We start from the raw sequence: 20,263 nt of genomic DNA, 5'->3' as shown, positions 1-20,263 counted from the left end.
ATTTTCCATATATGTATCTGAATAATAGAGTTATCAACAGATATTTGTGCATAAGTGCGACTTTATAAACAAAATAGTTCTTTATAACTATGTAAAATAAGACCATTTTAGTAAAGGAATTGTTTTCAACATATTGAATACTTAATAACGGGCAGTGAATCTTTCCTATTTATCCACAAAAAGAAAGGCTATCTCCCTAAAAACACAGCTAGAAAGGGGAAAATAAATGAAAAAGGTAATATCTCGTTCTTCTGTTCTATTGTTCTCCACTATTTTTATTTTATCCACATTCTTTACCGGTCAACAGGCTGCTGCTGCTCCATCTAACAAAAAGATGGAACTAGAAAAAGCAGAAATCTTCGGTGAAATCAATGTCAACTCGAAAAAACAAACCACTGTCATTGTTGAATTAAAGGAAAAATCCTTAGTTGAAGCCAAGCAAGAAGGCGAAGCACAAACAAAAGCCTCCCTCAAAAAATCTCGAACAAAAGTAAAGAACGCAGCACTCAAAAAGGTAGATAAAGCGAGTGTTCGTCAAGAATATGAAAAAGTCTTCTCTGGTTTCTCTATGAAACTTCCTGCAAACGAAATACCGAAGCTGCTCGCAGTTGATGGAGTAAAAGCCGTTTATCCGGATGTTACATATAAAACCGATGAAGTGAAAAAGGAAAGCATCCAGCTTCCAAACGAAGATGTCTCCCCGCTTATGGATAAGAGCGCTCCATTTATCGGTGCACCAAAAGCATGGGATGCCGGCTTTTCTGGAAAAGGGGTCAAAGTTGCAGTCATTGATACTGGAGTAGACTATACCCACCCTGATTTAAAAGGAAACTTCGGTTTATACAAAGGCTATGATTTTGTTGATAATGATTATTCTCCGCAAGAGACACCTAAAGGAGATCCTAGAGGCGAATCCACAGATCACGGCACACATGTCGCAGGAACGATTGCAGCAAATGGACAAATTAAAGGGGTCGCAAAGGATGCCACGCTTCTTGCATACCGTGTACTTGGACCAGGTGGATCTGGAACAACTGAGAACGTTCTTGCAGGCATCGACCGGGCTGTTACTGACGGAGCAGATGTCATGAACCTCTCTCTTGGAAACAGTGTCAATAACCCTGATTACGCAACGAGCACCGCACTTGATTGGGCTATGTCTGAAGGCGTTGTCGCTGTTACTTCCAATGGAAACAGCGGTCCGAACAGCTGGACAGTCGGTTCTCCCGGCACGTCAAGAGATGCCATTTCTGTCGGAGCAACTCAGCTTCCGTACAGCCTTTACAATGTGAAATTCCCGAACTATTCTACTGCAAAAGTCATGGGCTACTACCAAGAAAGTGATTTAAAAGCGCTTGACCAGAAACAAGTCACACTCGTTCAAGCAGGAATCGGTGACGAAAAGGCATTTGACAACATCGATGTTAAAGGAAAGGTGGCCGTGATTGAACGGGGTGCCATTGCTTTTGTGGATAAAGTCGACAATGCAAAAGCCGCTGGTGCAATCGGCGTTGTGATGTATAACAATACCGATGGAGAAATCCCAGTCGATGTACCAGGTCTCGCACTTCCTACGATTAAGCTGTCAAAAGCTGAAGGAACAGCGCTTATCAAAGCCATTGAGGCTGGAAACAATACAACGGCTTTCTCCATTCAATTTGTCAAAGAACTTAGTGAGCAAGTCGCTGACTTCTCATCCCGCGGACCGGTTGTGGATACGTGGATGATTAAGCCTGATCTATCAGCACCCGGCGTCAGCATTGTGAGTACGATCCCAACGCATGATCCTTCTCAGCCTTACGGATATGGTTCTAAGCAAGGAACAAGTATGGCATCTCCGCATGTGGCAGGAGTTGCAGCGATCATCAAACAAGCAAAACCATCGTACTCAACTGAACAAATCAAAGCACTGCTGATGAATACAGCAGAAAAACTGTTTGACGCAAATGGCAGCCCATTCCCTCATAACACACAAGGAACAGGCAGCGTTCGAATCATAGAATCACTTCAAGCGTCTTCTATCGTTTCTGATGCGAGCTATTCATACGGCACTTTCTTAAAGGAAAAAGGCGTTCAAATCAAAACGAAGAAATTCAAGGTAGAAAACCTTTCAAAAGCACCGAAAACGTATACCATTGATTACAAATTCAATGGCAGCGGCATTAGTACAAACGGAACGAAAAAAATCACCGTCAAAGGGAATTCCACTGGATCCTTTACTTCCGCAGTACAGGTGAATTACGGAAAAACCAAAAAAGGGACGTACCAAGGCAGCATAACCATTCGCGAAAATGGCAAAAAGGTCACGGAAATCCCTACTTTATTGATTGTGAAAGAGCCAGATTATCCGCGCGTCACTTCTGTTTCTGTAGAGCCTGACAACCGTGCTGGAAGCTATGTCATTAGCAGCTATCTGCCTGGCGGCGCTGAGAACCTTGCATTCCTTGTCTACTCGACAGATGGAGAGTATTTAGGTGAAGCTGGTGTTTATCAACATGTTGATAAAGGAGAGCACCGCGTAAAATGGAATATCACGATCAATCAAGGACAGAAGCTTGAAGCTGGTGAGTATACAATGCTTGCGTATGCAAGTTTGAAAGGGAAATCAGATACCGTACAAACGAAGGAACCTTTCGAAATTTACCCTGAATAAATGTGAATCACAAGAAAAGCCTTGTATGAGCGGATAAGCTCATCAAGGCTTTTCGATCATATATGGAGGAAAGAGAAACTCATGTTGATATTGCTTTGGATCGTTTCTTTTTTTACTGCTTTTTTTCTGACGATCACCTTGGTTTATTTTCTAACCTTTTTACATACGAAGCAGCCTCGTCCTTTTCATCAAGCATGCGAGCTGTCTGTTTATGCTTCCTGTATCTACCCGCTCAGTCTGCTGGTGTCAGCCGCCTTCTTCCTCACCATGATACTTCTTTTCCCCTTTTATTGGCTGCGCAGGCGATAAATATACATACGTTATGCATCAAAAGCTTCTTTTAATAAACGATACGATGTGAGCCGGTCTTGCATGTGATGTGTGATGGTCACAGCGATCAATTCATCTGTCCGATAAGCCTTCGCAAGTGTGGTCAGCTGCTTTTTCACAGATGCTGGTGTTCCAACGACCATCCTTTGACGATTGGCAGCCACTCGTTTTTGTTCATATGGACTGTAGGAATACGCTTGCGCTTCTTCATATGAAGGAAAGCCGCCAAGATTCAGACCCTGTTCATTGGCGAGTAAAGATAAATCTAAGCTGACAGCCAGTTTTTCTGCCTGCTCCTCTGTTTCGGCACATAAAACAAAAACTGCCAGACTGACACGCGGCTTTTCACCGAATACTGAAGGTTCAAACCGGTTGATATATTGCTCCACAGAGTCTTCTCCGCCTTCACCATTAATAAAAAGAGCAAACGTGTAGCCTGCACCTGCTTTCGCCGCAAGCCTTGCACTCCCTCCTGAGGAACCAAGCATCCATACTTCCGGCGCAGTCTCTACCTTCGGAGAAGCAGTCAAATGAGGCAGCGGGTAAAATTCATCCGCTAGATCATGTAAATAGACCTTCAATTCTTCTACCTGCTCAGGATATTGGTCGCCTAGACGCTTTCGCTCACCATGATGAAGGGCAATGGAGGAAATGGGCATACCACCAGGAGCACGTCCAATTCCAAGATCGATTCTGCCGGGAGCCAGCGCTTCGAGAACCCTGAAATTCTCTGCTACTTTATAGGCACTGTAGTGGGGAAGCATGACGCCGCCTGAGCCAATGCGTATGTGCGACGTAACGGCTGATAAATGCCCGAGGAGCACCTCTGGACTCGATCCTGCAAGCCGATTTGAAAAATGGTGCTCTGATACCCAAAAACGGTGATAGCCCCACTTTTCCGCCTGCTTCGCCAGTTCAACCGTCTGCTTCAGTGCTTCAGCAGGTGTTGCGCCTCCAATCAAAGGAGATTGATCCAGTATACTTAATTTCATCATGCTGCACCTCTTACAGAAATCCCCCTCTCTTAAATTGAAAGGGGGATGTCTTATTTATTTTCGATTAAAGCCCTTCTCTTTCACAAATTCTCCAAGGAAGGCACGCTTTGGCTGACTAAAGCCTCGCAGCATCTGCTCAGACCAAGTATCTTTTCTCTCGCCGTTTGTCCGTGCTTCATAATATGCTGAAATACGATCGTCGTATTCTTTTAAATAACGATCCACATGCGCTTCATCTTGCTGATATGAATTTTCATGATAGATTAGTTCAACTGGCAGCCGTTCCTTTTGTGACGACTGGCTGGCTGGATGGCCGACAGCTAGACCGAATAACGGCAGCACATAAGATGGCGTTTCAAGTACTTCAGAGACTTCTCTCAGCTGATTACGCAGTCCGCCAATATAGCAGATCCCAAGTCCCATTGATTCTGCAGCAACACTGACATTTTGTGCAGCCAATGCCGCATCAATGACGCTAATGAGAAAGGCTTCCGTATTCTCAAGCGCCTCCTGATGATTCTTCCCTGCTTTTTTTGCAATATGATCATGGCGTTTCAAGTCTGCACAGAAGACAAAGAAATGCCCGTTCTTCTCAACGTATGGCTGATTCCCAGCCAGTTCAGCAAGCTTGGCCTTCTTCTCCTGATCTGTCACCCCAATAATACTATACGCCTGTACATAGCTTGATGTCGAAGCAGCCTGTGCACTTTTGACCAGTGTCAACACCTCTTCTTCTGTCAAACGCTCGTCTGTAAACGAACGGATGGATCGATGATTTAATATGGTTTCTATCGTTTTGTTCAATTCGAAGACCTCCTTCACTTCTTCTATCATAAGGCAAAGACATAGGGAATTTCAAAAATGAAAACTCACATAAAAAAAGACAGCCTATACTTAGACTGCCCTTACCCGTTTTATTTAAATAAATAACTTTGATATTTCGTTAATTGAACACTTGCGTTATATGCGATCCCGAATCCAATGAGAACGGACAAGACAGAGCTTCCTCCAAAGCTGATAAATAAGAGCGGAATCCCTGTTACAGGCATCACGCCTATGTTCATCCCAATGTTCTGGAACGTATGGATCACAATCAGCGCTGTATATCCTACGCAGAAGAATGACGCAAATCGGCTATAAGGATGTATACGGTCAATCAGTACGACAAGCCGGTAGATCAAGAAGAAGAACATGATCACAACAAACGCACAGCCAATAAAGCCAAAGGCTTCACCTATAATGGAGAAAATCATATCCGTTTGTGCTTCAGGGACATAGACCTTTAAGTTTTTAATGCCATTCCCAAAAATCTGCCCTGCACCAATGGCCATAATCGCCTGCTCCACTTGATATTTATCAGATCCAGATGCATCCTGCGTCTGTGCTTGGTTGGCTGTCGAAGAACTATCAGGCAGCCAGGCAGTAATCCTGTTGATTTGGTACTGCTGAATGCCTATTGTTTTCGCAAAATCAGGGAATAAAATGATCACAGCTAAAACAGAGGCAACTAAAAGCACAACCACTGAACCGATGAGAGAGATCAGTTTCCAATTGACCCCTGATAAAAACACCATCACAACGACAATAAACATACAGACAGCAGCCGTTCCTGCATCCTGCAAGAAGATCAGTCCAACTGGTACAGCTGCCACTCCGGCAATTTTTAATAGAAGGAAAATATCATCCTCTAATGTCCGCTTTCCTCTAGGTGTAGACTTACCAATGACAGATGCGAGCATCATAATCAAACCAATTTTCATGAACTCTGAAGGCTGAAATGTCCCTATTCCAGGTAACACAAACCAGCTTTTTGCACCATTTTTGATTGGAGCAAAATCATGACCTCCAATTTGTGCAGGAGCGATTTTTAGAAGAATTAACAGCATAATGCCGCCTATAAATATATATAAGCTCAGCTTCTCTAATTGCTCCAAGTCAAAGTAATTAATGGCTACAATACATATAACCCCGACCATATAGTATATGATCTGTCTGGTCCATGCATTAGATCCATACTGCCCAAATTGACCCGCAGCATAAATCGCAATGACACTGATGGCAAAGAAGGCTAAAAATATAAAAATCAAATCTCCTTGATAGTAAGGAGATGTATTCTGCTTGTTCATGAACTAACCACCCTTATTACAAAACATAAAAGCCCTTATTTATATTAGATTGAAATTTTCACAAAATCAACTCACCTTAAATATGACGGAAGATACATCCGAAAGGTTCCATTCAATTTTCAAAAAATGAAATACTTTTCATCCTAACAATAGGAAAAAATTCCTTTACACTCTTTTCATTCAACCGATCTCAAGTCCTTTAAAAAGATTATTTTACAGATTTTAAGGGGAAAATTCAATGACCTATGTGGCAAGAAGACAAGTAAACATCAGATTAGCTTAAGCTGCAATGAGGATTGAGGAACAAAACCATTTTGTATGGAATAAGGCCTATTTTCCAATAATTGCGTTTACTTCAAAGTCAATTGTGGTATAATACCTGTAACAAAATGTTCACAATATCTCCTAAAAACAGACACAATTGCATCCTGACCTCTCATTTGATTTGAACATCAACTTACAAAGGAGTTGGATACGATGGATATGTTCTTTGCGTACCTATGTATTGCAACGGCTACACCCCTGTTTTTATGGCTGGAAAACAGAAAAATTGCATTAGCATCTATTCCACCCATTATGATTATGTGGATTTTCTTCGGTCTTTACATGACAAGCAGTTTATCTCCAGCAGGACATACCTTCATGATCGCATTCTTTGCCATTAACGTGATTTTGGCTCACATTGCAGCGTTCCTCATCTACGGACTTCCATTCATTCGCAAAAGATTCAGCAGCAGATAGATATCGCCCAACTATTGGAAGCGTTATCACCATCATGATAAAAACCACTCACCTTCAAGAGATGAGTGGTTTTTTTATTATTTCTCTGAATGCTCAGACTGCTTTGGCGCAGACGGTGAATAACCGTCTTTACTGTTCTCTCCGTGGCTGTAGTGAGCCGCAAAGATCCAAACAGATCCGATGACAAAGATAATCGCACAGAAAAGACCAAACAAAGTATTTCCGACTTGAACAGTTCCGTTCTCGCTCTCTGTCATATGCATAAACATGAACAGCTGCAAGAATGCTTGAATGAACGCAAAACCAAAGATAATCCATAGTTTTGCGGAACTGCCAATTTCGGCTCCAATGGCAATCCAGAATGCTAAGATTGTCAGCACAATGGATAGGATGAAGCCAACTACGTGTTTCCAAGGGAAGTGTTCGTGCTCTGCTGAGGAATGTGTTTTTCCAGCCATATCACAAAAGCCCCCCTAATCCGATCAAGTAAACAGCTGTGAAGATGAAAATCCATACAACATCAAGGAAATGCCAGTATAGACTTGAGATGAAAATCTTCGCTGCTGTTTGTGGAGTTAATCCACGTTTTTTAATTTGGAACAAGATCCCGGTAATCCAGAAGATACCGATCGATACGTGTAGTCCGTGAGTTCCTAAAAGTACAAAGAATGCAGACCAATACGCACTTGTATGGATGCTCGCACCCTCATGTACATAATGGAAGAACTCAAAAATCTCAAATCCAACGAAGCCTGCACCTAGAAGCAGTGTGAGAATCGTCCAAATGACAACCCCTTTTGTACTTCCACGGCGCATTTCATGAACGGCAATCCCGCATGTAAATGAACTAACCAATAGCAGGAATGTCATGATCAATACAAGCTTCATATCAAACAGCTCAGCTGGTAAAACGCCGCCAGCTGTTCTGCCATGTAGAACAAAGTAGGTCGCAAAAAGTGTTGAGAATAACACGATTTCCGCGCCAAGGAATATCCAGAAACCAAGGATGTTTAAACGTCCGGTTTCAGACTGATATTCAAGCGGTGCATTTGCATAGCTGCTATCATTATGTCCCATTACTTCTGCGCCTCCTTATTCTTTTTCTCTGTTTCAATCACTTCTTCAACAGGAATATAGTAGCCATTGTCATATTCGAATGAACGTAAAATCATCGTTGCGAATACACCAATTAAGCCAATAACGCCAATCCAGTACCATTCAAACACAAGACCGAATGCACCAAGTCCAAAGAATGCAGACATGATCAGCGGTCTGCCTGAATTATGCGGCATGTGAATTTTCTTGAATTCTTTTTCAGGATGAACGTCCACATTGTTTTGCTTCCAATGATGGAATGCATCTGGTGTTGTCACTTCTGGAAGTGCTGCAAAGTTATAATGCGGCGGAATTGTAGAAGATGTCGCCCAGTCAAGTGTACGTCCTTCTCCCCAGCTGTCTCCAGACACTTCACGTTTTGAGTGTCTCCAGCTGTAGTAAATGTTGTAGCAAAGGATGATGAATCCAATACCCATCATAAATGCACCAATTGTTGAAATAAAGTTGAGTGCAGTCCAGCCATCTTCTGGTCCATACGTATAAATACGTCTTGGCATTCCTTGCAGTCCTAAGAAGTACTGCGGGAAGAAACAGATGTTAAATCCGATCATGAATACCCAGAAGAACCATTTGCCGATTCTTTCGTTTAACTTGTAACCAAACATTTTTGGATACCAGAAAACAAGACCAGCAAAACAAGCAAATACAGTACCTGCGATTAATACATAGTGGAAGTGGGATACAAGGAAGTACGTGTTATGGTACTGGTAATCCGCAGCTGCCATCGCAAGCATAACCCCAGTTACACCACCGATGACGAAGTTCGGGATGAAACCAAGTGCCCAAAGCATTGGTGATGTAAAGCTGATACGGCCTCGATACATCGTAAAGAGCCAGTTAAAGATTTTCACACCTGTTGGTACAGAAATCGCCATTGTTGTAATCGAGAAGAATGAGTTAACCGCTGCACTGTTCCCCATTGTAAAGAAGTGGTGAACCCACACAAGGAAACTAAGAACAGAGATTGCCACAATCGAGACAACCATCGCTTTGTAACCAAACAACTGCTTTCTTGAGAACGTCGCAAAGATTTCTGAGAAAATACCGAAAGCCGGCAGGATGACGATATATACCTCAGGATGTCCCCAAATCCAGAAAAGGTTCGCCCAAAGCATTGGCATACCGCCTGCTTCGAGTGTAAAGAATGCAGAACCGAATAAACGATCAAATGTCATAAGTGCTAAAGCAACTGTTAGTACAGGGAATGCAAAAACGATGATGACAGACGTAATCAATGTTGTCCATGTAAACATTGGCATACGCATTAGTGTCATACCTTTTGTACGCATTTTTAAGATGGTCACCATGAAGTTAATACCTGTCATAAGTGTACCAATACCTGCAATTTGGAGCCCGAGCAAGTAGTAGTTCTGTCCAGGTCCTGGTGAGAAATCATTTCCGGCGAGCGGCATGTAACTCGTCCAGCCTGCACTTGGTGATCCTCCAATAACGAAGGAAATGTTGAACAGCATTGCTCCGACCATGAATGTCCAGAAGCTAAGGTTGTTCAAATAAGGGAATGCAACGTCACGTGCACCAATTTGAAGAGGAACAACGACGTTGATTAAACCAATTAAAAATGGCATCGCCATGAATAGAATCATGATCGTACCATGCGTTGTAAAGATTTCATTATAGTGGTTTGAATCTAAAAACGTATTATTAGGAAGCGCCAGCTGCGCGCGCATCATCAGTCCGTCTACCCCACCGCGGAAGAACATAATCACAGCAGCAAGAATATACATGATTCCAAGCTTTTTATGATCAACTGATGTCAGCCATTCTTTCCAGAGCCATTTCCACTTTTTAAAGTAGGTTAAAACAAACACGATGGCAATGGAGGTAAGAGCGATAGAAATTTGCGCACCAAGTATTAATGGGTCTCCAGTTACAAAAAACTCATCCCATTTTAAATGCATAACGGCCTCCTCCTTTCCTTAGTCAGTTTATTCTTTTTCTAGTTTTCTTTTATAGTTCTTCACATTCTCGAAAGGATCTGTCTTGGAATGCGGAGAAACTGCTTGATAACCTAAACGTTTGCGTGCTTGGAGTGCATATTCAGAATCCTCTCCATGCTTCGCAAAGGATAAATGCGTTGATGAGAATGTCTGCACATCTGCAGCATCAGGAAGCATCAAATAGTCATACGTTTTCTTCGTTAACTTTGGTGCTTCTTTTTTCGTTTTGTTTACCCATTTATCATAGTCAGACTGCGTCATCGCATTGACTTTGAATTTTTGCTGAGCAAAGCCATCACCTGTGAAGTTGGCGTTTCTTCCTGCATATGTGCCTACTTCATCAGCTTGAAGATATTGTTCCATTTCCATTCCAGCCATCGCATACTTCTCCCCGCCTAGCTGAGGGATCCATAGTGATGCCATTGTATCAGCGGAAGTGATTTTGAATAAAATCGGCTGATCTTTTGGAATGTTTAAGTAGTTCACTGTCTCAATATTTTCCTCTGGATAACTAAAGATCCATTTCCAATCAACAGCTGTCGCGTAAACGACAAGTGGATCTTTATGGCTTGTTGCTTGAGGTGCCTCTTCCAAAGAGTAAATTGTTTTTACAGTTGGAATCGAAAGAGCAGCAACGATTAATATTGGGATCACTGTCCAGATAACTTCTAGAAGCGTATTCCCGTGAATTTCTGGATTATAAGAGGCGTTCCCAACGTCCTTACGCTCACGGTATTTAACCAAAATGATGGTAAAGAGAACAAATACCGCGCCAACGATAAAGAGCATGAATCCAATAGATAAAAGGATTAAGTCTGATTGTTGTGCTGCGACTGGTCCTTTAGGATCTAAGACAGCGATATTGCTGCAACCTCCTAAAACAAATACGCTCACGAGCATTGCTAATAAAAGCATAGGTTTAATGGCTCTGAACAAGAAGATCACCATCCTTCCTTAAATAATGTATAAATTGCTGAATAATTGTGAAAAGCCATCTGCCTTCGAAAACTTTTCTTCCCTTTGTAATGCTATCAAAATCTGTTAGAGTTAGCTTCCCTTTTTTCAAAAGTTCATTTATTTTTCAACAGATTTCTATTAAAATGTCATAAATTCGACATAAATTTATATTATTGCACACACAATAAATTTCTAGGATTTTGAAAAGTTGAGAGTTGAAGGCAAAGGACAAACAATCAAGAACTTTGTCAAATTTAGGTTTACCACAATAAAAAAGTTTGGTCAAATTTCAATTTAACTTAATGAAATTTTATCTAGGTAAACAATTTCAAAATAGGTATCCCCACATTTAACAAAAACCTTACTTATTTTAACGCAAGTTGACAAGAAAAGAAAGTATCGATCCTCTGACTATGCGGTGTAAGAATTGGCAATCATGATGAATATGTGGAATCCCGCTAAATGACTTCCAGCAAAAAACCGGCTCAGCGCCGGCATTCTGCAGTTATTCATCTCTCACTAAAATATCAGGGCGTCTATAGATGTCCCCTTCATGTTCAATGTCAATGTATGTCCACTTGCCTGTATAGGTTAAAAAGCGGTTCCCCTCTTTCTCTACGACCATCGTATCCTCTGACTTCAATCCAGGCAATGAAGGATTCCAAGTATAGACTTGATGCAGCTGAATTTCTCCCTTCGATGAAGGAACTGCAATGATTTCTCTAGATACAAAGCCCGTTTTTCCTCCTTGATGAAGCTTTTTCCAGCTATCAGGGAAGCCCTCTTTTTCATACTGAGCAATACCTGCTTTCAATACATCTCCCAATGTCTTACCAGGGCGCGTGGCGGCATTCATGACCGTGTCAATTCGTGCAAGCCGCTCTTTGTTCTCTTCAAGCTCCTTTGGAAGCTGACCGAAGTAAACAGACCTTGTGACATTCGCCACGAGTCCGTGCCGTTCAGCACATAGGACAACAAGCGCATGCTTTTGAAGTGCTTTGTCTGTTGGAATTGGATGACGGTATTGATGAATCCGGTCATCTGTTGCCACAAGCAGTACCTCTATCGTCATTCCCTGCGCGATCGCTTTTTGAGCCGCAAGCGAAGCGATTTCGTGCTCCGTCTGTCCTGGAACGATTTCTTTACAGACACTCTCTACAATGACCGCTGTTTCATGACAAAGCGTTTCATATTGGCGGAGCTGTGATGCGGAAAGAATGGATCTGACTTGCGACAAATCTGGCTCGATCCATTCGAATCCATCCATTTGAATGTCTGACCCGATTCGTTTGTCTTTTGTGAGTGTTTGAATGTGTGCCGTATCATCCTCAAACCAATCCATCGTCACCACTTGAAAGGGGTGATCGATATACGCCATCTCTTCTTCAATGATCCGCTTTTCTTCCATTTGATTCACAATGAGGACGAGATCGTCTTTTAACACGAGCAGCTTGCACACACCCTCTGGTGTATTTAACACAATGTGATTTCTTCTTCCTCCTGTCAGCCAAGAGAAGTTATTTCTCTTTTGAATCAAGACACCGTCGAGCTGTTTTTCTTCCATTAATGTTCTTACTTGTTCAATCATCTAATCACCTGCCTATATGAGTGTATGAATGAAACGTTTAAAAGCTGTTTTCCCTTGCTCGGTTCTTTTAAACACACCCGCCTGTGAGAGAATACGAGAAAAAATCATGCCGATTTCTTTTTGTAAAATGGCTTCTGTATTGTCCTCTGTAAAGGTGTTCTCTTCAAGCAGACGCTTTGCCCATGTTTCGTGTTTCGTGATAGCAGGGCGGGCTTTGATTTCTTCAAGGGGGTTTTTGGATAACAGCGCTTCTTTTAATTGGCTTAATTCCTCTGCTAATCTACCAGGAAGAACGGCAAGGCCCATCACTTCAATTAATCCGATATTCTCTTTTTTAATATGATGGACTTCTTCGTGCGGGTGGAAAATTCCAGCCGGGTGCCGCTTGTTTGTACGATTATTACGCAGCACTAGATCTAATTCATAGTCATCTCCATGGCGGCGTGCAATTGGTGTAATGGTATTATGCGGCGTCTCTCCTGTATGAGCTAGCAGCTCCACTTCTTCATCTGAATACATTTTCCACTCGTTTAAGATAAAGTCTGCTGCGTCTGCGAGCTTCTGCCGGTCGCTGCTTCGAAGCCGGATGACAGACATCGGCCATTTCACAATCCCAGCCCTCACATCCGGAAAGGCATTCAGAGAAAAGACATCTTCCATCTCTGCTTTCGCCATCGGAAATTCATGCGCACCGCCCTGAAAATGGTCATGACTTAATATACTGCCCCCGACAATCGGAAGATCGGCGTTCGATCCGATGAAATAGTGCGGGTATATATATATGAAAGAAAGCAATCGTTCAAAGGTCTTTTTGGTGATGCTCATCGGCTCATGTTCGCCTTTGAACACAATGCAATGCTCGTTGTAATACACATAAGGTGAAAATTGTAGAAACCAAGATTCATCTGTGAGTGTCACAGGAATAATCCGGTGATTCTGTCTCGCTGGATGGTTGATCCGCCCTCCAAACCCAACATTTTCTTTACAAAGGAGACAAAGAGGATATTGCTTTTGACTAAGCTTTTTGGCTTCAGCGATTGCTTTTGGGTCCTTTTCCGGCTTCGATAGATTGATTGTGATCTCCAGCTCGCCATCATCTGTTGGTGTAAACCACTGTACATTTTTGGCGATTCTGCCTGTATGAATATAGTGTGCGTGCTGCTGCATTTCATAGAACCAGCTTGTAGCCGCCTCTGGCCCTTCATGCTGGCGTTTCTCTTCAAACTTTGCGTAGATGACACTTGGAGGCGCCACCAAGCATCCCATGATTTTCGCATCTAGTAAATCGCGATACGTATCCGTCCCCTCAGGGATAAGGCCAGTCTCTACTGCCCAATCCAGCATCGGCATTAAAATGTCTTCAAGCTCCACATCCCCTGAGACTTTTCTTGGCTCAGCTTCATCCAGTCCAAGCACCTCAAGCAGCCGATTTCTCGTATAATCGATATCTAGTGGTGTGATCAGCTCTTGATTGATTCCGTATTGAATCAGCTGTTCCAGTTTTTCAAAAATATCAACCGCCATTCTCTCTGTCCCCTCTCTTGCCTGCCTGTTATGCGTTATTTACTCTGGTAGCCGTCTGGATGCTTCTGAAACCAATCCCACGCACTTTGAATGATGGTATGAAGGTCAGCATATTGAGGTGTCCACCCTAATTCTTGGAGCGCTTTTTCAGAAGAAGCAATCAGCTTTGCTGGATCTCCCGCGCGTCTGTTAGCCACCTGTGCTGGGATCGCATGCCCCGTAACGTTTCTTACAGCATCTACTACCTGCTTCACGGAGAAACCTGTGCCATTCCCTAAGTTGTATGTTGCACTTCCTTTTCCAGCGCGCAGACGATCAACAGCTAAGATGTGCGCCTCTACTAAATCCATCACATGTATGTAATCCCTAATACACGTGCCGTCCTCTGTCTCATAATCATCACCGTAAATCATGATCTGATCTCGTTTTCCTAAAGCGACTTGCAGAATGATCGGAATGAGGTGTGTCTCAGGCTGATGATCCTCTCCGACAAGTCCTTCTGTATGAGCGCCAGCTACATTAAAGTAGCGAAGCACGACGTATTCTATTCCATATGCCTGCTCAGACCACTTCAGCATTTTTTCAATCGCTAGTTTCGTTTCTCCATAAGGATTGGTTGGGTTCGTCTCATCCGTTTCAACGATCGGCACACGCTTTGGTTCACCATATGTGGCAGCGGTTGAAGAGAAGACGATGTGTTTCACATCAAATTCATTCATCACCTGAAGTAAAGCTGTTGCTCCTCCAACGTTGTTGTCATAGTACTTTAGCGGGTCTGTCACACTCTCACCGACAAGTGAATCTGCGGCAAAGTGCATCACCGCTTCTATTTGATGCGTTTTGAAAACCTGTCTTAAAAAATCTTGATCTCGTAAATCTCCCTCTTCTAAAACAGCTCCCTCCAAAACAGCTTCTTTGTGGCCTGTCTGCAAATTATCCACTACCACCACTTGTTCGCCTTTCGCTAAAAGAGCCGCTACCGCATGGCTGCCAATGTACCCTGCTCCCCCGCACACTAAAATTGTCATGACACTTCCTCCTTCGTCAGTTCTCTTGCGCCGCCTCCAATTCCAGCTGTGTAAAAAGAGGCTTGAATGCCTGTCTTCTCTTGATAAATCGCACCCGTTTCTTCTATAAATGATGCCAGCTGCTTTTCTTTCACAATACTGATCGTGCAGCCGCCAAAACCTGCACCAGTCATACGGGAGCCAATCGTCCCAGGGTGGAGCCAAGCGGCTTCTGTCAGTGTATCCAGTTCAAACCCAGTCACTTCATAATCATTCTTTAAAGAGAGATGAGATGCCTTCATAAGTGCACCTATTTCTTCCATTTTATCATCTTTCAGAAATTTGACTGCTTTTATGGTCCGATCGTTTTCTGTCACCACGTGTCTTGCACGTTTGCGGCATGTTTCATCCTGAATCAAGTGGGCATGCTCGGCAAATTCATCTGCCGTGAGCTCACATAAGTGGGCAAGATCGATTTCTTTTCGCAAATCGTTTAAGGCTGATTGACACTCTGACCTGCGTTCATTGTATTTGGAGTCTGCCAGTATCCGCTTTTTGTTTGTATTGGCAATGACAAGCGCCAGCCCCTCTTGCCGAAACGGACTGTATTCAAAATCAAGAGTATCGCAATTGAGCAAGATGGCGTGATCTTCTTTTCCAAGAGCGATTGAAAACTGATCCATGATGCCGCAATTGACGCCAATAAATTCATTTTCTGCACGCTGCGAAAGGAGGGCAAGACGGGCATTTGAAACGCCGAATGAATGCCATTCATTGATGCAGACGGCGGTGACAAGCTCGATGGAGGCAGAGGAAGACAGGCCTGCGCCATTGGGTATATTGCCGCCGTATACAATGTCAAAGCCTTCTTCTATCTTCATCCCTGCTTCGATAAACTGACTGAACACGCCCTTCGGATAATTTGCCCAGCCGTCCGACTCCAAGTAAGCGATTTCAAAAAGGTCGAATTCTTTCACACCATCGCCATCAAAGTTCAAGGAATACATTCTCACACGGCCATCTGACCGCTTTGCACATGCTGCATATGTACCAAGAGTGAGCGCACAAGGGAATACATGACCTCCATTGTAATCTGTATGTTCACCAATCAAGTTCACTCTTCCCGGGGCAAAAAAATAGCGAAGTTCTGCTCTATCCCCAAATTGCTGGTGAAATGCCGTGCGTAACATATCGATCATATCCATTCCCCTTTTCTCTTCTGATACTCTTATTTTAGTTGCCTGAACAGCGTAAGTTCAATGGTAAAAAAATCGTTAAAAAATACCCTTTTTTTGCTGTGAATGGTACGATGTGATATGAGGTGTACCATGATTCAAAATAGAAAAAGGTTGTTTTTTGCTGTGAAGGAGGTTTTCCAATTTGAAGAAGGAAGCATTTGCATTTCGTTTTCACCATTCTGATGTTACATTGCCGGCACAAATATGGTCTGTTGGCTGGGAGGTTCAATCATCTTCGTTATACAGCTGGAATGGCGTGGAGCGGAAGGATCAGGGCAAGTGCATCTTTCAGCTCACACTGTCTGGACACGGCATGATTGAAATCGGACAGAAGCGGTTCAAAGTCTTGCCGGGGCAGGCCTTTCTTGTGAAAAGCCCAAGTGCCTATCAATATTATTTTCCAGAGGACAGTGAGCATTGGGAATTTCTCTATTTGACGCTTTATGGGGAAGCCTGCGATCTTTGCTTTGACCAATTTATTGATCAAGGAAAGCAGGTCATGCGTTTTCATCCTAATTCCAAACCGATCCGCCTGCTGAAGAAAATTTATGATGAAGCCAGTGAAAGACGGATTACCAATCCATTTGAGGGGTCTAGCCTTGCTTATCAATTTGTCATGGAACTGTATTCATATTTGCCAAAGCTTGAGGGACAAATGGAGAAATGGCCTGAGCCCATCGTCCAAGCGGCCTTGTTTGCCAGCCATCATTTTCACGAGGAAATTGGCCCAGACGATATGGCAGCTGCGGCACGTTTATCCAAAAGTCATTTTACGAGGGAATTCAAAAAGGCCACTGGCTTCACACCTATTCATTACTTAACCAATATCCGGTTAGAGAAGGCGGAAACATTATTAAAAACAACGAAATACTCAATTGAAGAAATCGCCATACAGTGCGGCTACCGAAATGCGAATTACTTGAATAAAGTCTTTCGAAAGAAAATCGGCATGTCTCCAAAGCAACTGCGGGAAACAAGCGATGCATAATAAAAAGCAGCCGCTTCATCATTGGCTGCTTCTTTTACGCTTTTGACAGGTCAACATGAATTCTCCCTTGTCTTAATACAATGGTCATTTGCGTGTCAGGGGTCATTAAGTTTTCTAAAATGTCCGTTGCCGTTTGAAGCGCAATGTCCATTCGGTTGATCTTTTCCTTTTCTTGTTCCGAAAACGCTTCTGGATGTGCGGTCATTTCTTTGACTAGCCTCAGCACTTGTTCATGCTGCTTTTCTGTTTGTTGATATATGGCATCATATAAGTCGTCTGGCCTGCTGCTCATTAAACATCACCTATCTTTTTTATGTGTTAAATCGCATCTTCTTTTGTTTTCTTGAAGACGAACCACTTACTGGCGACATAATTGACCACCACAATCACAAAGTTGACGAGAATTTTTGCGACGGTTTCATTGAGCGCCATTTGGCTCACAAATAAAATCATCAGCCCCAGATCTACACCTAGAGACATGAGACGGACACTAAAAAATGAAGAAAGCTCACGCATGAGGCTTTTTGTGTCACGAGCCTTTTGCTTGAAGACATACTTCTTATTGGTGATATAAGCAAAGAGAACAGCAAATACCCATGAAACAACCGTAGCTGTTTTGTAATCCATGGAAAACATCTCAACGAATAAATAGAAGCTGACGATATTGACAATGGTTGTACACACACCCATCACAAGATACATGACAACTTCTCGATACTTTTGAAAAAGGCTATACATGTCTTTCTTCATTCCTTCTTGGTGGTTTCTGTTTCTTTTAGAATACCATCTTGAGAAGAACTTCCCAAACGAACAATATGTGCGTCCTGAAAAGATGAAATTTGTTCTACTCGATGGCAAATGTCAACACAATTGGTTTATATGAGTCAAATGTTTTAGGTCTTTATCATTATTTTAATTTATAATCTTTCAACTGACTTTACAATTGTTTATTATTAGAAGTAAGATTTCAATATTTATGGGTTTTTTAGTCATTTTTTTAGGGACGTGGTAGGTGATAGATTTTACAAAATAGGTTAAATGTCATCATTTTTCGACAAAATTTATTTTGCGCTGTTTTCAACCACACGTACAGTTACTAGACGGTTTGTTCAAGTCATTGGTTGCAGTGAATATGTCTTATTGAACTGGAGGATATTATGGATACGCAAGTGAAAAGAAGAGTTGACGAAGAGTGGGTTTATTTGATTGAGGAAGCGAAAAAAATTGGACTAGGCATCGAAGAAATACAAGCTTTTTTAACATCCAACGGTGATCAGAAGATGATAAACAAACCGTAAATCAACGCCGTTATCCTTTGTCTTTCAGACTGCTTTGGCTAAAAGTTCTGACCTGTCAATTGACCTTTTGAAAATCCTTTCATGACGATACGCTACAATAGTTGAACACCTCTCCATACCAATCCCTTCCACTCAATGGGGTTCTGTCTTTCTATATTAGGAGGACAGTCCGTTTCCTGTTCTTTATATGATTCCTTTTTAGCCGCCATTCATGAAAATTGTCCTTCTCTCGTTATAAAACCAAGCTGCCCACCCATATATTAAGCATGAAAACAACGAGAAAGCAGAAAGGTGGGTAGAGCGTGAGTTCAGGTTCCCTTTCGTATTATCACCAAAAAAAGGATCAGTATTATCATGGGGTAAACCCGGTCATCGTCAGTCGTATTCGCGCGGAATGGACGTCTTTATTAGATATCGGATGCGGCACAGGCAAGCTTGGAAAAGTCCTGAAACAAAAGGGCCGGACCATTTATGGCATTGAGTCATTTAAGGATGCAGCAAAAGAGGCTGAGCAAGAGCTGGATCATGTTCTTTGCGGAAACATTGAACAGATGGCTCTCCCTTATGAACATGAACTATTTGACTGCATTATTTTCGGTGACGTCCTCGAGCATTTATTGGACCCTTGGGCCGTTTTAAAAAAGGTGAAACCCTTTCTTAAAAAAGAAGGGGCCATCCTGTCATCTATTCCAAATATCGGCCATATTTCAACGGTTTTAGAATTACTAGCCGGCAGATTTACTTATACAGATGCAGGGTTAATGGATCAAACACATTTACGTTTCTTCACCCTTCACGAAATACATGCACTCTTTCATTCAGCGGGTTTTCGCATTCGCGAATTCGAGGCCATTCGCGTACAGCATCCTTCCTATGCAAGCGTGTTGAATGATCTACATGAATTACTTATGAAACACGGCATTCGTTCTGATTTTCACGAGGCCGCTACAGCCTATCAATATGTGGTCGAGGCGGTTCCATTCAATGAGTAATCCCACCATCCTGTTTGTTTTATGTGTGAATGATGAATCTATGTTTCAGGCTTGCTTCCGGCAGCTCGCTTCACTTCCGGCTCCTCATGGATACCATGTGGAGGTCTTACCAATCAGACAGGCATCAAGTATGACCTCTGCATACAATGAAGCCATCACTCATCCAGCTCAGTTTAAAATTTATCTCCATCAGGATACCTTGATTGTCAAACAGCATATGCTGCTTGAGCTCATCCCGCTTTTTTTACAAAATCCATCACTTGGCATGGTTGGAGTGATTGGAGCAGAAAGCGTGCCTGACAATGGAATTTGGTGGGAGAGTTCTGATTGCAGGGGCAAAGTCATTGAATATCGCCACGACACCTATCAGCTGCTTTCGTTTGAAAGAGGCCGTCAGCAGCCCGAAGCGCAAAATTATATCAAAGCTGCGGCCATTGATGGTCTCTTTATGGCGACACAGTATGACGTAAGATGGCGTGAAGACCTTTTCGACGGCTTTCATTTTTATGATGTCTCGCAGTCCTTTGAATTCACTCAGCAGGGCTATGAGGTTGGGATTGCAAGACAAGAAGAGCCTTGGTGTATTCATAAATGCGGAGATCATTTTGACGCAGAAGCATATGAAAAAGCGAGAGAACAATTTCTTGCAAATTATCGATAGAAAGCACCCTTTTCGGGTGCCTTTTTTATGATATACTGTCATAAACAGCCAGATCGTCTCATATGCATTGGAGTACCTTGTCCCTAATTCG

Annotated in this window: 19 protein-coding genes; 6 read left to right on the top strand and 13 right to left on the bottom strand. The window is 42.6% G+C overall.

Features of this window, described 5'->3' with window-relative positions; translation table 11 throughout:
- Positions 1–226 precede the first annotated feature (226 nt).
- Complete coding sequence (locus tag NSS92_RS15720) at positions 227–2,653, top strand: S8 family serine peptidase (protein WP_340869134.1); 2,427 nt, start codon at positions 227–229, stop codon at positions 2,651–2,653.
- Between the two features lie 320 nt (positions 2,654–2,973).
- Here the strand turns inward: NSS92_RS15720 and NSS92_RS15715 are convergent, their stop codons facing one another.
- The 3 genes from NSS92_RS15715 to NSS92_RS15705 form a co-directional block, all read right to left on the bottom strand.
- Complete coding sequence (locus tag NSS92_RS15715) at positions 2,974–3,978, bottom strand: LLM class flavin-dependent oxidoreductase (RefSeq protein ID WP_267586909.1); 1,005 nt, start codon at positions 3,976–3,978, stop codon at positions 2,974–2,976.
- A gap of 54 nt (positions 3,979–4,032) precedes the next feature.
- Positions 4,033–4,782, bottom strand: a complete 750-nt coding sequence (gene nfsA, locus NSS92_RS15710; protein ID WP_267586910.1) for an oxygen-insensitive NADPH nitroreductase — start codon at positions 4,780–4,782, stop codon at positions 4,033–4,035.
- 110 nt (positions 4,783–4,892) lie between these two features.
- Entirely contained in the window at positions 4,893–6,104 is a 1,212-nt protein-coding gene (locus tag NSS92_RS15705) for an FtsW/RodA/SpoVE family cell cycle protein (RefSeq protein ID WP_041108302.1), read from the bottom strand.
- A gap of 477 nt (positions 6,105–6,581) precedes the next feature.
- Between NSS92_RS15705 and NSS92_RS15700 the strand changes: the two genes are divergently transcribed.
- Positions 6,582–6,845: a spore morphogenesis/germination protein YwcE gene (locus tag NSS92_RS15700; protein WP_008345491.1), complete on the top strand. Its 264-nt coding sequence runs from the start codon at positions 6,582–6,584 to the stop codon at positions 6,843–6,845.
- Between the two features lie 77 nt (positions 6,846–6,922).
- Here the strand turns inward: NSS92_RS15700 and qoxD are convergent, their stop codons facing one another.
- From qoxD to NSS92_RS15660, 8 genes are all read right to left on the bottom strand, one after another.
- The gene (gene qoxD / locus NSS92_RS15695; protein WP_007497818.1) at positions 6,923–7,303 is read right to left on the bottom strand and encodes a cytochrome aa3 quinol oxidase subunit IV; all 381 of its coding nucleotides are present in this window, start codon (positions 7,301–7,303) and stop codon (positions 6,923–6,925) included.
- A gap of 1 nt (position 7,304) precedes the next feature.
- Positions 7,305–7,922: a cytochrome aa3 quinol oxidase subunit III gene (gene qoxC, locus NSS92_RS15690; protein ID WP_008359616.1), complete on the bottom strand. Its 618-nt coding sequence runs from the start codon at positions 7,920–7,922 to the stop codon at positions 7,305–7,307.
- A complete protein-coding gene (gene qoxB, locus NSS92_RS15685; protein ID WP_267586912.1) occupies positions 7,922–9,880 on the bottom strand; it encodes a cytochrome aa3 quinol oxidase subunit I in 1,959 nt (652 codons plus the stop codon). The genes qoxC and qoxB overlap by 1 nt, the downstream gene beginning before the upstream one ends.
- Positions 9,881–9,907: 27 nt before the next feature.
- Positions 9,908–10,864 carry a cytochrome aa3 quinol oxidase subunit II gene (gene qoxA / locus NSS92_RS15680; protein WP_267587107.1) on the bottom strand — a complete coding sequence of 319 codons (957 nt, stop codon included), beginning with the start codon at positions 10,862–10,864 and terminating at the stop codon, positions 9,908–9,910.
- Positions 10,865–11,381: 517 nt separating this feature from the next.
- The gene (locus NSS92_RS15675) at positions 11,382–12,464 is read right to left on the bottom strand and encodes a M24 family metallopeptidase (protein WP_340869123.1); all 1,083 of its coding nucleotides are present in this window, start codon (positions 12,462–12,464) and stop codon (positions 11,382–11,384) included.
- Positions 12,465–12,476: 12 nt separating this feature from the next.
- The gene (galT, locus tag NSS92_RS15670; RefSeq protein WP_340869121.1) at positions 12,477–13,988 is read right to left on the bottom strand and encodes a UDP-glucose--hexose-1-phosphate uridylyltransferase; all 1,512 of its coding nucleotides are present in this window, start codon (positions 13,986–13,988) and stop codon (positions 12,477–12,479) included.
- Between the two features lie 35 nt (positions 13,989–14,023).
- Positions 14,024–15,016 (bottom strand): UDP-glucose 4-epimerase GalE, encoded by a 993-nt coding sequence (galE, locus tag NSS92_RS15665; RefSeq protein ID WP_340869120.1) that lies wholly within the window; start codon positions 15,014–15,016, stop codon positions 14,024–14,026.
- Complete coding sequence (locus NSS92_RS15660) at positions 15,013–16,194, bottom strand: galactokinase (RefSeq protein WP_445661644.1); 1,182 nt, start codon at positions 16,192–16,194, stop codon at positions 15,013–15,015. Before NSS92_RS15660 ends, galE begins: the two co-directional genes overlap by 4 nt.
- A gap of 181 nt (positions 16,195–16,375) precedes the next feature.
- On the opposite strand from NSS92_RS15660, the gene NSS92_RS15655 reads away from it, so the two are divergent.
- Complete coding sequence (locus NSS92_RS15655; protein ID WP_007497828.1) at positions 16,376–17,221, top strand: AraC family transcriptional regulator; 846 nt, start codon at positions 16,376–16,378, stop codon at positions 17,219–17,221.
- 34 nt (positions 17,222–17,255) lie between these two features.
- On the opposite strand, the gene NSS92_RS15650 is transcribed toward NSS92_RS15655, so the two are convergent.
- Positions 17,256–17,513 (bottom strand): hypothetical protein, encoded by a 258-nt coding sequence (locus tag NSS92_RS15650; protein ID WP_024423842.1) that lies wholly within the window; start codon positions 17,511–17,513, stop codon positions 17,256–17,258.
- A gap of 26 nt (positions 17,514–17,539) precedes the next feature.
- Positions 17,540–17,971, bottom strand: coding sequence for a GtrA family protein (locus NSS92_RS15645; protein WP_039182392.1), 432 nt, complete (start codon positions 17,969–17,971; stop codon positions 17,540–17,542).
- A gap of 407 nt (positions 17,972–18,378) precedes the next feature.
- Between NSS92_RS15645 and NSS92_RS15640 the strand changes: the two genes are divergently transcribed.
- The 3 genes from NSS92_RS15640 to NSS92_RS15630 all read left to right on the top strand — a co-directional run bounded on the left by NSS92_RS15640 (position 18,379) and on the right by NSS92_RS15630 (position 20,172).
- On the top strand, positions 18,379–18,519 hold the full coding sequence (locus NSS92_RS15640) for an anti-repressor SinI family protein (RefSeq protein ID WP_095409863.1): 141 nt from the start codon (positions 18,379–18,381) through the stop codon (positions 18,517–18,519).
- A gap of 302 nt (positions 18,520–18,821) precedes the next feature.
- Complete coding sequence (locus NSS92_RS15635; protein ID WP_267586917.1) at positions 18,822–19,511, top strand: class I SAM-dependent methyltransferase; 690 nt, start codon at positions 18,822–18,824, stop codon at positions 19,509–19,511.
- Positions 19,504–20,172: a glycosyltransferase family protein gene (locus tag NSS92_RS15630; protein ID WP_340869118.1), complete on the top strand. Its 669-nt coding sequence runs from the start codon at positions 19,504–19,506 to the stop codon at positions 20,170–20,172. Before NSS92_RS15635 ends, NSS92_RS15630 begins: the two co-directional genes overlap by 8 nt.
- Positions 20,173–20,263 lie beyond the last annotated feature (91 nt).

It is taken from the genome of Bacillus sp. FSL M8-0166 (genome assembly GCF_038008825.1).
Taxonomy (GTDB): Bacteria; Bacillota; Bacilli; order Bacillales; family Bacillaceae; genus Bacillus; species Bacillus safensis.
Note: the sequence above shows the minus strand (reverse complement) of the source record. Positions and strands in the feature narration are given on the sequence as shown.

Coding starts and splice junctions, on each gene's coding strand:
- NSS92_RS15720 (WP_340869134.1), top strand. CDS start 227: ATGAAAAAGGTAATATCTCGTTCTTCTGTTCTATTGTTCTCCACTATT.
- NSS92_RS15715 (WP_267586909.1), bottom strand. CDS start 3,978: ATGATGAAATTAAGTATACTGGATCAATCTCCTTTGATTGGAGGCGCA.
- NSS92_RS15705 (WP_041108302.1), bottom strand. CDS start 6,104: ATGAACAAGCAGAATACATCTCCTTACTATCAAGGAGATTTGATTTTT.
- NSS92_RS15700 (WP_008345491.1), top strand. CDS start 6,582: ATGGATATGTTCTTTGCGTACCTATGTATTGCAACGGCTACACCCCTG.
- qoxD (WP_007497818.1), bottom strand. CDS start 7,303: ATGGCTGGAAAAACACATTCCTCAGCAGAGCACGAACACTTCCCTTGG.
- qoxC (WP_008359616.1), bottom strand. CDS start 7,922: ATGGGACATAATGATAGCAGCTATGCAAATGCACCGCTTGAATATCAG.
- qoxB (WP_267586912.1), bottom strand. CDS start 9,880: ATGCATTTAAAATGGGATGAGTTTTTTGTAACTGGAGACCCATTAATA.
- NSS92_RS15675 (WP_340869123.1), bottom strand. CDS start 12,464: ATGATTGAACAAGTAAGAACATTAATGGAAGAAAAACAGCTCGACGGT.
- galT (WP_340869121.1), bottom strand. CDS start 13,988: ATGGCGGTTGATATTTTTGAAAAACTGGAACAGCTGATTCAATACGGA.
- galE (WP_340869120.1), bottom strand. CDS start 15,016: ATGACAATTTTAGTGTGCGGGGGAGCAGGGTACATTGGCAGCCATGCG.
- NSS92_RS15660 (WP_445661644.1), bottom strand. CDS start 16,194: ATGATCGATATGTTACGCACGGCATTTCACCAGCAATTTGGGGATAGA.
- NSS92_RS15650 (WP_024423842.1), bottom strand. CDS start 17,513: ATGAGCAGCAGGCCAGACGACTTATATGATGCCATATATCAACAAACA.
- NSS92_RS15645 (WP_039182392.1), bottom strand. CDS start 17,971: ATGAAGAAAGACATGTATAGCCTTTTTCAAAAGTATCGAGAAGTTGTC.
- NSS92_RS15640 (WP_095409863.1), top strand. CDS start 18,379: ATGGATACGCAAGTGAAAAGAAGAGTTGACGAAGAGTGGGTTTATTTG.
- NSS92_RS15630 (WP_340869118.1), top strand. CDS start 19,504: ATGAGTAATCCCACCATCCTGTTTGTTTTATGTGTGAATGATGAATCT.